Origin of the sequence: Bacteroides sp. MSSM.1001136sp1_RTP21357st2_D2_RTP21359_211015 (genome assembly GCF_040913205.1) — a bacterium.
GTDB lineage: Bacteria > Bacteroidota > Bacteroidia > Bacteroidales > Bacteroidaceae > Bacteroides > Bacteroides ovatus.
The window spans coordinates 118,394-131,085 of record NZ_JBDFVF010000001.1 but is presented as its reverse complement, the minus strand read 5'-3'; the positions used below and the strand labels follow the sequence as shown (position 1 = coordinate 131,085).

9 protein-coding genes are annotated in these 12,692 nt (G+C 43.6%); 1 reads left to right on the top strand and 8 read right to left on the bottom strand.

What is annotated here, in order from left to right; all coding sequences use genetic code 11:
* Genes AB5217_RS00500 through AB5217_RS00490 form a run of 3 tightly spaced genes read right to left on the bottom strand, consistent with a single transcriptional unit; the run spans window position 1 to window position 3,676 of the window.
* A complete protein-coding gene (locus tag AB5217_RS00500) occupies window positions 1–1,470 on the bottom strand; it encodes an ATP-binding cassette domain-containing protein (RefSeq protein ID WP_032845226.1) in 1,470 nt (489 codons plus the stop codon).
* A 24-nt stretch (window positions 1,471–1,494) separates the two neighbouring features.
* Entirely contained in the window at window positions 1,495–2,400 is a 906-nt protein-coding gene (locus AB5217_RS00495; protein WP_004303643.1) for an HlyD family secretion protein, read from the bottom strand.
* Between the two features lie 16 nt (window positions 2,401–2,416).
* On the bottom strand, window positions 2,417–3,676 hold the full coding sequence (locus tag AB5217_RS00490) for a TolC family protein (RefSeq protein WP_032845228.1): 1,260 nt from the start codon (window positions 3,674–3,676) through the stop codon (window positions 2,417–2,419).
* Between the two features lie 160 nt (window positions 3,677–3,836).
* On the opposite strand from AB5217_RS00490, the gene AB5217_RS00485 reads away from it, so the two are divergent.
* Window positions 3,837–4,733, top strand: coding sequence for a helix-turn-helix domain-containing protein (locus AB5217_RS00485; RefSeq protein WP_032845225.1), 897 nt, complete (start codon window positions 3,837–3,839; stop codon window positions 4,731–4,733).
* A 3-nt stretch (window positions 4,734–4,736) separates the two neighbouring features.
* Here AB5217_RS00485 and AB5217_RS00480 read toward each other — a convergent pair whose 3' ends face one another.
* From AB5217_RS00480 to AB5217_RS00460, 5 genes are all read right to left on the bottom strand, one after another.
* Window positions 4,737–5,783, bottom strand: coding sequence for a mannose-1-phosphate guanylyltransferase (locus AB5217_RS00480; RefSeq protein ID WP_004325717.1), 1,047 nt, complete (start codon window positions 5,781–5,783; stop codon window positions 4,737–4,739).
* Window positions 5,784–5,956: 173 nt separating this feature from the next.
* Window positions 5,957–6,358 (bottom strand): hypothetical protein, encoded by a 402-nt coding sequence (locus AB5217_RS00475; protein WP_229036750.1) that lies wholly within the window; start codon window positions 6,356–6,358, stop codon window positions 5,957–5,959.
* Window positions 6,359–6,401: 43 nt separating this feature from the next.
* Window positions 6,402–9,629 carry a carbamoyl-phosphate synthase (glutamine-hydrolyzing) large subunit gene (gene carB / locus AB5217_RS00470; RefSeq protein WP_032845224.1) on the bottom strand — a complete coding sequence of 1,076 codons (3,228 nt, stop codon included), beginning with the start codon at window positions 9,627–9,629 and terminating at the stop codon, window positions 6,402–6,404.
* 2 nt (window positions 9,630–9,631) lie between these two features.
* Window positions 9,632–10,777: a glutamine-hydrolyzing carbamoyl-phosphate synthase small subunit gene (carA, locus tag AB5217_RS00465; RefSeq protein WP_122136689.1), complete on the bottom strand. Its 1,146-nt coding sequence runs from the start codon at window positions 10,775–10,777 to the stop codon at window positions 9,632–9,634.
* Between the two features lie 27 nt (window positions 10,778–10,804).
* Window positions 10,805–12,688, bottom strand: a complete 1,884-nt coding sequence (locus AB5217_RS00460; RefSeq protein WP_368112737.1) for an amidophosphoribosyltransferase — start codon at window positions 12,686–12,688, stop codon at window positions 10,805–10,807.
* Between the last annotated feature and the right edge of the window lie 4 nt (window positions 12,689–12,692).

The following is a 12,692-nucleotide window of genomic DNA, read 5'->3' as shown; positions in this document are numbered from 1 at the left end:
TCAATCTGCTTTGCGCACCGCACCGCGGGCTAATTTCTGAAAAACGTCATCCATCGTTTCCGCACCGAATTGTTGTTTCAGACGGGCAGGTGTATCAAGTGCTTTTATCTGACCGTCCACCATGATAGATATCCGGTTGCAATATTCCGCTTCATCCATATAATGGGTAGTGACAAACACGGTAATACCCTGATCGGCTGCCTGATAGATCAATTCCCAGAACTGTCTTCTCGTAGCAGGATCTACTCCGCCTGTCGGCTCATCCAGAAAAACGATTCTCGGTTCATGGAATATTGATACTGAAAAAGCCAATTTCTGTTTCCATCCCACCGGAAGGCTCTTCACCAGAGTATCCCGTTCGGCAGTAAGCTCCAAACGATCCAACAATTCTTCCGTCTTCCGTTCTATGTCTTGTTCCTTCATGCCATAAATTCCGGCAAACAGACGGATATTCTCCCACACTTTCAGGTCTTCATATAGCGAAAACTTTTGGCTCATATATCCGATATGTTTCTTAACTTGTTCGGCCTCCCGGTAAATATCATATCCTGCCACCTTCCCGATGCCTGATGTCGGTTTACTTAATCCGCAAAGCATACGCATAGCTGTCGTCTTTCCTGCTCCATTAGCACCCAGAAAGCCAAATATCTCGCCCCGGTTCACCTGAAAGGAGATATGATCTACTGCAGTAAAATCTCCAAAACACTTTGTCAACTGTTCCACTTCAATGACCGGAGCTACTTCATGCTTCACTTCCTCCCGCTCCAAAGAAGGAGGGCAAAGGATAGACGCAAATTGATGAAGAATACGTTCCGGGGTATCAATGCCATGAATCTGTCCATGATTGATGAAAGCAATCCGGTCACATTGCCGGGCCTCATCCATGATAGGAGTAGAAACGACAATGGTAATACCCTGTTCCCGTAAGTTTCGGAGCATTTGCCAGAATTCCTTACGCGACACGGGATCTACTCCGGTAGTAGGTTCATCCAGGAATAAAATATTCGGTTTATGAATCAAAGCACAGCTCAATGCCAGTTTCTGCTTCATACCACCTGACAAAGCCCCTGCCCTTCTTTTCCTGAACGGTTCTATCTGTTGATAGATATCTTTAATTAAATCATAATTCTCCTGAACTGTCGTATGGAACACGGTAGCAAAAAACTCCAGATTCTCTTCTACCGAAAGATCCTGGTAAAGTGAAAAACGACCGGGCATATATCCCACCTTCGTACGAATCTGTTTATAATCCGTTACCACATCCAGCCCGGCAACCATGGCCGTTCCTTTATCCGCCAGCAACAAAGTAGTCAGAATACGGAATAAGGAACTCTTACCGGCACCATCAGGCCCTATCAGCCCAAAGATTTCTCCCCGTTCCACAACGAAAGAAACGTCTTTCAGCGCCTCCACTGTTCCATAGTTCTTGCCGACTTCTTTCACAACCACTATGGGTTCTCCCTTTTCCATCTCCTCTCCTTCAATTTTTAATCATTAATTTTTCAATGTCACTCCTCCGTACATACCAATCTTCAATGCTCCGTCATTCTTCACGGCAATTTTCACTGCATATACCAGATTAGCACGTTCGTTTTTCGTCAAAATCGTTTTGGGAGTGAACTCCGAACGGTCGGAAATCCAGGTCACTACCCCCGGATAAGCTTTCTGCTCCGAGTTTCCATAATCAGCATACACAGTTACCTCATCTCCCAGTTTCACTTGCGACAACTGTTCGGAGGTAATGTAAGCCCTCAAATACATGCGATCCACTTCAGCCACTTTAAACAGCGGTTTACCTATCGCCGCCAATTCACCGGCTTCTGCATATTTTGCCAATACTGTACCTTCGATAGGTGACTGGACATGACATTTAGCTAACTGATCCTCCATCTGTGCAACCTGTATGGCAACCGAATTTCCTTGTTCTATCAGGCTATTTGTACTATTCTGCAATGATGATTCCTGTGCGACAAGCTGCCTTTCAAGCAATTTGACTTGTGCATCCCAGTCGTCCAACTGTTTCTGATTCGCCGCTCCAGCAGCAAGCAGGTTTTCCACGCGTTTCTTTTCACGTTCAGCTGTTGCTATTTGCTGTTTGGTAGCAGCTATCTGTTTAGCAAGATCCGGACGTTGGCTTTCCACAGATTTCATACTGGCCTCCAGTTGTAATTTCTTCAAATACAATTGCACCGTATCCACCAGTCCAATCTCCTCACCTGCTTTCAGTCTTGTCCCCTCTTCTACCTCCAGTCGCAACAACTTTCCGGCAGCTTCGGCAGAGACTATCACTTCTGTGGCTTCAAACGTGCCGGTTGCATCATAGCTGGGTATTCCCTTACCACAAGCAGCCAACATTATCAATGCCACTCCAACCATTCCTATCTTTGTCATTCGTTCCATATCTAAAGAAGTTATATTAATCATTCGTAGTATATTTCAATTGATAAATTCCCATTAACCGTTGAATTTCATGCAACGCTTTCGACTGACGTGCCAAACTCTCATTGGTCAATTCCCGAAGCATCTCGGTCACCGTCAATGTTCCATTCGCCACTTTGGCTTCTGCCGATTTGCGAATATTGGTACGCAAACGGATAATCTCATCATCATCCTGCATTTGCTTTTCCAATGATTGGATAGCCTGATCCTGTTGTGTCATCTCCAATCTTGTATTAAAAAGAAATACATCCCGGTTATTATCCAATTGCCGGCGTTTATTTTCAATTACCTTCCGGTCATTCTTTAAGGTGTACAAACTACCGAAATTCCATGAAAGGCGAACACCCGCAATATAGTAGGGAGAAAATTCATTTTTCAGCATATTCAATCCGGGGTTTCCATAAGCTCCCTGCACGAATAATCCGAACTGTGGAAGATGACGCACATTCAAAGCTTTCTCCTGTACTTGCAATCCTACTTCTTGCGCATTGAACAAAGATAATTCCGGACGACGAATCTCACCGACAGCCGAAATGTCATCTTGAGGAACAGGTTTCTCCAAAACCGTTTCCTGCGACAACTTCTCTCCTACCAGAAGTGAAAGCATCTTCAAATATGCCATACGCGACGAAACCAGTTCAACTCTTTTCTGCTTTGTGTTCAACTGCTCCACTTTCACAGCATCCAAATCGGCCTGATTGGCAATGCCATTTTCTACGTAGGCAGTAATCTGGCGATAATTTCTCTCCAGTTCATCTTGCAACAATGCATTCTGTTTCAGCTGCTCGTCCAACAAAAGAATTCCAAAATAAAGGTCATTTACACGACTATTCAGCGCATACATATCCACATTCAGCTTTTCTTTCTCTATCTCCGCTTCCGCAGTCGTTTGTTTCTTCTGCATCCGGATTCCTCCGCCATCCCAGATTTTCTGTTGTAACTCCAACATCACCTGATATTGATCTTTCGGCAGTCCTTTCAAATCCACTCCGGGAAGTTTCACCGGAATTTCTGTTACCTCACTCTGATAAGAAGCTTTAGCCGAAAGGGCAAACTGTGGCAAATATCCTTTTGCCGCATTCTCAAGATTATATTCCTTTGTTTTCTCCACCAGACCATACTGATGTACCAACGGATAATTTTCCTGCGTCTTCCGTTGACATTCTTCCAACGTTATCTGCGCATTTATTCCCGATACAAACAATAAAAAGGAGAAACTGAAAAACATTCTTTTCATACACATCATTTCTTTAATTTCTTCAAAAGACAAAGATAGAGGTTTCAAAAATACATTCACATTCCGATAGTTAGTAAAAATGTTCCAATAGTTCGATAAAGAGAAAGAATAAAAGGCTATTTGCTGATTTTTATTATCTTTGGCGGAAAAACAGATAGAAATGGAAAAGAAAATACCATTGAACATAGGTCTCGAAATCTTAGTAAATCCGGATGTCGTCCGATTTAACGAATTTCGTTTTATATCTCCGCATTTCGGATTCGTAAACAGCTTCGCCAAAATAGAATCCAATCTTATCACAGTGGATCAACCTTACCGTATCAAAGAGGGACGTATCGCAGTCATCAAACAGGGATATGCACGCGTATTAATCAACCTGATAGAAGAAACTTTTCAGCCGGACAAGCTATTAGTAATTGTTCCGAATTCCATTCTTCAGATTATAGAAGTCTCTCCGGATTTTGATATGCAGATGGTAGGCATGGACGCAGAATTTCTTTCTATAGCCGGAAAAGACAATTTCTTCACTCATCTTTCACAGTTACAGAAAAACCTCATATTATCTCTGACCTCACATGAATACGGCTTGTTTAAGAGCTACTTTGCTTTAATATGGAATATATTACAAGAACCAACGTTCCGACGGGAAGCTATTCAATATCTACTAATCAGTCTTTTGTGCAATATAGAGTATCTTGTCAAAAACAACAATCAAAAAGAACAGAGTTGTCAGACACATCAGGAAGAGATTTTCCAGCGTTTCATTTCTTTAGTCAATGCTTATAGTAAGAGAGAACGTAATGTTAGTTTTTATGCGGATAAGCTATGTCTCACTCCTCGTTATCTTAATACTATCATCCGCCAAACCAGTCAACAAACAGTAATGGACTGGATAAACCAGTCCATTATATTAGAAGCTAAAGTATTGCTAAAACATAGCAATCTGCTTGTTTATCAAATTTCTGATGAGTTGAACTTCCCTAATCCTTCTTTTTTCTCGAAGTTCTTTAAGCGAATGACAGGAATGACACCACATGAATATCAATTCTCGAAATAAAATTTATTTCGAGAATTCCTTAATTCTTTGCTCTTCTTCCAATTTGCAGATCAATAATGTGTTATCTTTCTCTGCAATGATATATCCATCCAAGCCTTGAATGACTACTCGTTTTTCTTCGCTGGCATGCACAATACAATTTTTGCTTTCGTACAAACGGATATCGGTTCCTACGGTTGCATTTCCAGACTTATCCTGTGGAAGCAAACCGCGAAGTGCTCCCCATGTACCCAGATCTGACCAGCCAAAAGAAGCGGGAAGTACATAAATCTCCTGTGCTTTCTCCATCACTGCATAGTCGATAGAAATGCTTTCGCAAGTAGGGAATAACTTCTTGATTGTTTCATTTTCTTTCTCTGTATAGAAATCGGGGAAAATGCGATCGAAAATTTGTGCGATGCCCGGAGCATATACACGCATCACGGAAGTAATAGTACGCACATTCCATACAAAGATTCCCGCATTCCAGAAGAAATTGCCTTCTGCCAGATACTTTTCGGCAGTCTCTTTATCCGGTTTTTCCTTAAATGCATCTACGGTGTAAATTTCTTTATCTGTCTGGAGCTGATCGGCAGCAGCAATATATCCGTATCCGGTTTCTGGACGAGTTGGCCGGATACCTATCGTTACAATGGCGCTGCCATCATCTGTGAAACGAAGGGCTTTCTCCATCACTCTACGGAATTCTCCCGTATCAATGACTAATGCATCCGAAGGAGTTACTACAATGTTAGCATTCGGATGTTTTTTCTTGATCTTCCAGCAAGCAAAAGCAATGCAGGGCGCAGTATTGCGCGCACAAGGCTCCGCCAAAATATTACTTTCCGGAATTTCCGGCAACTGCTCCCGAACAATATCAATGTATTTTTCAGAAGTTACGACCCACATATTTTCCCTAGGGCAAACACCGTCGAAACGGTCTGCCGTCAACTGAATCAGCGACCGGCCACATCCCATTACATCAATAAATTGTTTAGGACATTCCGGAGTGCTCATCGGCCAAAAGCGGCTCCCTATGCCACCAGCCATTATTACAACATGATTATCCATACCTGTTATTCTCCTGTTAAAAAAATATTCTTTGAAATAGGTGTGCAAGGTACTTCAAAATGTCCAAATCTACAAGAAAAACAGAACACTTTTGTCATAATTCGGTAGAATCTAGCATCCTGGCAGCCCCCTCTTCCACTTTTGTCTGCCTTCCTCTGCTTTTCTGATTCACATTACTTCTCCGGTTTCCAACTGAAATGCAGGCTTTCGGTTCGTGCCTTCATTGCTAATATTCGCAATTCTTCCACTTTTTGAGGATTCTCTTTCAATAAATCATGTTGCTCCCCTATGTCATCCGGAAGATAATATAACTCTTCTTTCAACTTTTCCGGTTTCGACATATTTAATCGAACCAGTTTCCACCCATCTTTCAGAATCGACTGCTTTCCTCCCTGTTCATAAAACTCATAGTATATATATTCATGGCTACGAGATACTTCACCGTTTCCTGTCAACAAAGGCAAATAAGAGATACCATCAATCCCTTTCACCATATCAGCTCCGACAAGTTCGGTTACAGTCCTACAACAACAAAGGCCGCTCCCGAATAACAGGAACGGCCTTACCATTTTCATTTCAATGTGATGTCAGCCTCTTTTCAAAAAGATGACATTCTGCTTATTTATACTCTGCCCAGCTCTTGATGGCTATATCATCCACACTCATCGTACAGAAGGCATTGATAAATGCACTAGCCAGACGGGCATTCGTAATCAACGGTATATTCAAGTCAATGGCAGCACGACGGATTTTATACCCATTACTTAATTCTCCGGCTGTCAGATTCTTCGGGATATTGACTACCATGTCGATCTCCTTGCGATGAAGCATCTCCAATGCTTGCGGATGTCCCTCCTCACTCGGCCAATAGACATGAGTACTTTCAATTCCATTCTCTGCAAGCGTTTTGTGTGTACCACCCGTTGCAAAGAGTTTGTATCCCTTATTCACCAACATACGGGCCGCATCCATCATATCGGCTTTCTGTTTCATTGTTCCCGTAGACAGCAGGATATTCTTCTTCGGAATACGATAGCCTACGGAAAGCATCGCTTTGAGTACGGCACAGGAAGTATCCATTCCGATACAACCCACTTCACCGGTAGAAGCCATATCTACTCCCAACACCGGATCAGCCTTCTGCAAGCGGTTGAAAGAGAATTGGGAAGCCTTGATTCCCACATAATCCAGTTCGAAGAGATTTTTTTCCGGTTTCTCCACAGGCAGACCGAGCATTACTTTCGTTGCCAGCTCGATAAAGTTGATCTTCAACACTTTGCTGACAAACGGGAAAGAACGACTGGCACGCAGATTACATTCAATCACCTTGATATCGTTGTCTTTCGCCAGATACTGAATATTAAACGGACCGGAGATATTCAAAGCCTTAGCAATCTCACGGCTGATACGCTTAATACGGCGAACAGTTTCTACATACAGCTTTTGCGGCGGGAACTGGATTGTTGCATCGCCGGAATGTACTCCCGCAAATTCGATATGCTCACTTATAGCGTATGCTACAATTTCTCCATTCTGCGCCACCGCATCCATTTCCACTTCCTTGGCGTGTTCGATAAACTGGCTTACTACCACCGGATGTTTCTTCGATACATTAGCTGCCAGTTTCAAGAAACGTTCCAATTCTTCCTGGTTGGAACAAACATTCATCGCAGCTCCCGAAAGCACATAAGACGGACGAACAAGTACGGGGAAACCTACCTCTTCAACGAACTCCTGAATGTCATCCATAGAAGTCAACTCACGCCAACGGGGCTGATCCACACCGATACGGTCAAGCATGGCAGAGAATTTCTCACGATCTTCGGCATTGTCAATACTCTTGGCACTCGTACCTAGAATATTAATCTTCTGTGCATCCAGACGCAAAGCAAGGTTATTTGGAATCTGACCACCGGTAGATACAATTACCCCATGCGGATTTTCCAGTTCCAGAATATCCATCACACGTTCAAAAGTCAATTCATCAAAGTACAAACGGTCGCACATATCGTAGTCCGTGGATACGGTTTCAGGATTATAGTTAATCATGACACTGCGCCATCCCTCTTTGCGAATGGTATTCAAAGCCTGTACGCCACACCAGTCGAATTCTACGGAAGAACCGATACGATAAGCACCGGAACCTAATACGACAATAGATTTATGGTCGCCCAGATAACGCACATCATTTGCTACACCGCTATAAGTAAGATACAGATAATTGGTTTGTGCCGGGTATTCGGCTGCCAACGTATCGATCTGTTTCACTACCGGAAGAATGCCTGCCTCTTTACGGTGTTTGCGGATATAAAGAATTCCATCTTCCATATCACCTTCGTAACCGATGGCACGGGCAATCTGGAAATCGGAGAAACCTTGAACCTTAGCTTTACGGAGCAATTCGTTCGACAGATCGGCAATCTGTTTGTGATTGTTTCCCCAACTATGCAGTTCTTCGGAAGTCTTCATAATATTCATTAACTTCTGCAAGAACCATTTATCAATCTTAGTCAATTCGTGCACCTGATCGATGGTGTAGCCAGCGCGAAACGCTTTCGAGATCACGAAAATACGTTTATCGGTCGGTTCGCGCAAGGCTTTATCAATGTCGGAAATAACCAATTCTTTGTTCTCCACAAAACCATGCATTCCCTGTCCGATCATACGAAGACCTTTCTGGATAGCTTCTTCAAAAGTGCGTCCGATAGCCATCACTTCACCCACAGATTTCATAGAAGAACCCAACTCTCTATCTACACCGTGGAATTTACCTAAATCCCAACGAGGAATCTTACATACGACATAATCCAGTGCCGGTTCAAAGAAAGCGGAAGTAGTCTTGGTTACAGAATTCTTCAGGTCGAAGAGTCCATAACCCAATCCCAATTTGGCAGCAACGAAAGCCAGCGGATAACCGGTTGCCTTAGATGCTAAAGCCGATGAACGGGAAAGGCGGGCATTTACTTCGATCACCCGGTAATCTTCGGATTCGGGATCGAAGGCATATTGTACGTTACATTCACCCACGATACCGATATGGCGGATGATACGTATTGCCAATTCCCGAAGTTTATGATACTCTTTATTGGTAAGCGTCTGTGAAGGAGCAATAACGATAGACTCACCGGTATGAATACCCAGCGGATCGAAGTTTTCCATATTACAAACGGTGATACAGTTATCGAAGCGGTCACGTACCACTTCATATTCCACTTCTTTCCAACCGCGTAGTGATTTCTCCACCAATACCTGTGGGGAGAAAGAGAATGCTTTTTCTACCAGCACATCCAGCTGTTGTTCATTATCACAGAAACCGGACCCCAAGCCTCCTAACGCATAAGCAGCACGAACAATCACCGGATAGCCCAGTTCTTTTGCTGCGCGACGTGCATCTTCCGCATTTTCTACGGCTTCACTCTTGATGGTTTTTACATTGATCTCATTCAATTTCTGAACAAAAAGTTCACGGTCCTCGGTATCCATAATGGCCTGTACCGGAGTACCCAACACTTTTACATTATATTTTTCAAGAATACCTTCTTTATACAATGCTACTCCACAGTTCAGAGCCGTCTGACCACCGAACGCCAGCATAATACCTTCCGGTTTTTCTTTTTGGATCACTTTCTCTACGAAGTACGGAGTCACCGGAAGAAAGTAAATTTGATCTGCCACTCCTTCGGAAGTCTGCACCGTAGCAATATTCGGATTGATAAGAATGGTTTCAATCCCCTCTTCTTTCAAGGCTTTAAGTGCCTGTGAACCGGAATAGTCAAATTCACCAGCCTCACCGATTTTCAGGGCACCTGAACCTAATAGCAATACTTTCTTTATATTTTCTTTCATTGTTACAATAGTTTTACAAATTCGTCGAACAGGAATTCCGTATCCGTAGGTCCACTCGCAGCTTCCGGGTGGAATTGCGCAGAGAACCAGGGATTCTTTTTATGTTTGATTCCCTCGTTGGACCCATCGTTCATATTGATAAACAACGGTTCCCACTCTGCACTCAACGTATTATTGTCTACGGCATAACCATGATTTTGTGAAGTAATGAAACAACGTTCCGTACCTACCATACGCACCGGCTGATTGTGGCTACGATGTCCGTATTTCAATTTATAAATCTTGGCTCCGCCCGCTTTTGAAAGCAACTGGTTACCCATACAGATGCCGAAGATAGGCAGTTTCTCATTTACCATCGCCTTCCGTATATTCTGTACCGCAGCATCACAAGTATCCGGGTCACCCGGTCCGTTGGAGATAAACAACCCGTCAAATTCGAGTCCGCTATAATCATAATCCCAAGGTACACGGATCACTTCTACATTACGTTTCAGCAGACAACGAATAATATTTGTCTTTACACCGCAATCTACCAGGATAACCTTCTTAAATTGAGAATTGAAAGTTGAGAATTGAGAATTAAGCTGCGCATAGGAACTATTTACGGAGAAAGTTTGTGAAGTTCCGGCAGGAAAATAGCAAATAATCTCTTTGCAAGATACACGATCTACATAATTGACGCCTGCGTATACTGCTTCAGGCACATTATCCGGTTCATCATCGAAAACGATTTTTCCCATCATTACTCCATGTTCACGAAGAATCTTAGTCAGCTCGCGCGTATCAATGCCTGTGATACCGGGAATCTGCTCGCGTTTCAACCAGTCACCGAGACTTTCCACCGCATTCCAGTGGCTGTATTCATAAGAATAGTCACTTACGATAATCGCTTCCGCGTGGATTTTCTCACTTTCCATGAAAGTGGCAAGTCCATTCGGTTCGATGGTAAAAGGAGGAACACCGTAGTTGCCTACCAGAGGATAGGTAAGCGTCATCAACTGTCCGGCGTATGAAGGGTCAGTAAGGCTCTCCGGGTATCCGGTCATGGCAGTATTAAAAACTACTTCGCCTGCCACCGGCTTCTCGTAGCCAAACGACTTACCGGAAAACCGGCTCCCGTCGTCAAGGATTAATGTCACATTTCTCATTCTTATTATTGAATCGTTGTATGGTTGTTAGAATTGATACATTTGTTCTATATAGTCGATGAACGCCCGGTTCACCATTTTCACACCTCCCGGTGTAGGGTAGTTACCGCTAAAATACCAGTCGCCTTTATGACGCGGACAAGCCTCGTGCAATCCCTCCAACGGTTGATAGACAATTTCCACTTTCGCCTTTGTTCCCTTGGGAGTCAGCAGTTCCACCATCTTGCCAGAGATTTCCTCATCGGTGAACGGAGCATAGATATCCTTCACATAGTTTATCATCTGCTCTTTCGGCAGTCCCACCTGATCTTTCGATTTACGGTAGGCAGCCGCAATCACATCTTTCATATCCCGCTCCTTTAAAAGTTCGACAGCAGCCCTGAAAGCGATAAACTCACTCATCTTTGCCATATCGATACCGTAATAGTCAGGATAACGCACTTGCGGAGAAGAAGATACTATCACAATCTTCTTCGGACCGAGACGGTCGAGAATACCGATAATACTTTGTTTCAACGTAGTACCACGCACAATGCTGTCGTCAATAATCACCAGATTATCAACACCGGGTACCAGACTTCCGTATGTAATGTCATACACATGGGCTGCCAGATCATTACGACTGTTTCCTTCGGCAATAAACGTACGGAGTTTGATATCCTTGATCGCCACCTTTTCGCTACGGATACGGCGGGAAAGAATGACTTCCAGTTCCTCCATATCCGGATGATGCCCTAATGCAGCAATTTGCTGCACTTTCTCCTCATTCAAGTAATCGTCCAGTCCCTGCAACATTCCGTAGAAAGCCACCTCCGCAGTATTGGGAATAAAAGAAAAAACCGTATGATCGATGTCATTATTGATAGCTTTCAATATTCTCGGAACCAACTTTTCACCCAACCGTTTCCTTTCCTTATAAATATCGACATCACTCCCACGGGAGAAATAGATACGTTCGAAAGAACAGGCATGATTTTCGCGCGGCTTGTTAATTTGCGAAGTACGGATTTTACCTTCTTTGCTGATTAACAATGCTTGCCCCGGTTGCAATTCTTTGATTTCCTCAAACGGAACATTCAAAGCAGTCTGGATCACCGGACGTTCGGAAGCAAGAACAGCTATCTCATCATCCTGATAACAGAATGCAGGCCGGATTCCCCACGGGTCGCGGATGGCGAAGGACTCGCCGCTCCCGGTCAATCCGCAAATCACGTATCCCCCATCCCATTCGCGGCTGGAAGTGCGCAACACGTTTGCCAAATCAATATATTCTTCTATATAATGAGTGATTCCCATGCCCGTAAGCCCCTCGGCTTCGGCAAGATTGAATACACGCTCCACTTCACGGTCAAGACGGTGTCCCACCTGCTCCAACATGATATATGTATCGGCATATTTACGCGGATGCTGACCAATGGCAGTGATACGGGCAAATATCTCGTCCACATTTGTCATATTGAAATTTCCGCAGAGGGCCAGATTCTTGGCGCGCCAGTTATTTCTTCTTAAAAATGGATGCACATAAGAGATTCCGGATTTTCCCGTAGTAGAATAACGAAGATGTCCCATATATATTTCACCGGCAAAAGGTAAAGTTCGTTTGGCATACTCTGCATCGTGCAACTGTTCGGGAGTGAGATCCTTAAAATTATTTTGAATATTTTCAAAGATTTCCGTAATGGCTCCGGAACCTAAAGCGCGTTCACGAAACATATATTCTTCACCCGGATTTGCTTCCAGTTTCACACATGCCAGTCCCGCACCTTCCTGTCCACGATTATGCTGCTTCTCCATCAACAGGTAGAGTTTATTAAGACCATACATCCATGTCCCGTACTTTTTCTCGTAATACTCTAACGGTTTGAGCAAGCGTATCATGGCAACGCCACATTCATGTTTCAATTGTTCCATCTCT

What these genes read in the sequence shown, in the direction of transcription:
- AB5217_RS00500 (WP_032845226.1), bottom strand. Translation starts at nt 1,470, where the DNA reads ATGGAAAAGGGAGAACCCATAGTGGTTGTGAAAGAAGTCGGCAAGAAC.
- AB5217_RS00480 (WP_004325717.1), bottom strand. Translation starts at nt 5,783, where the DNA reads ATGGATAATCATGTTGTAATAATGGCTGGTGGCATAGGGAGCCGCTTT.
- AB5217_RS00490 (WP_032845228.1), bottom strand. Translation starts at nt 3,676, where the DNA reads ATGAAAAGAATGTTTTTCAGTTTCTCCTTTTTATTGTTTGTATCGGGA.
- AB5217_RS00475 (WP_229036750.1), bottom strand. Translation starts at nt 6,358, where the DNA reads ATGAAAATGGTAAGGCCGTTCCTGTTATTCGGGAGCGGCCTTTGTTGT.
- carB (WP_032845224.1), bottom strand. Translation starts at nt 9,629, where the DNA reads ATGAAAGAAAATATAAAGAAAGTATTGCTATTAGGTTCAGGTGCCCTG.
- AB5217_RS00495 (WP_004303643.1), bottom strand. Translation starts at nt 2,400, where the DNA reads ATGGAACGAATGACAAAGATAGGAATGGTTGGAGTGGCATTGATAATG.
- AB5217_RS00460 (WP_368112737.1), bottom strand. Translation starts at nt 12,688, where the DNA reads ATGGAACAATTGAAACATGAATGTGGCGTTGCCATGATACGCTTGCTC.
- carA (WP_122136689.1), bottom strand. Translation starts at nt 10,777, where the DNA reads ATGAGAAATGTGACATTAATCCTTGACGACGGGAGCCGGTTTTCCGGT.
- AB5217_RS00485 (WP_032845225.1), top strand. Translation starts at nt 3,837, where the DNA reads ATGGAAAAGAAAATACCATTGAACATAGGTCTCGAAATCTTAGTAAAT.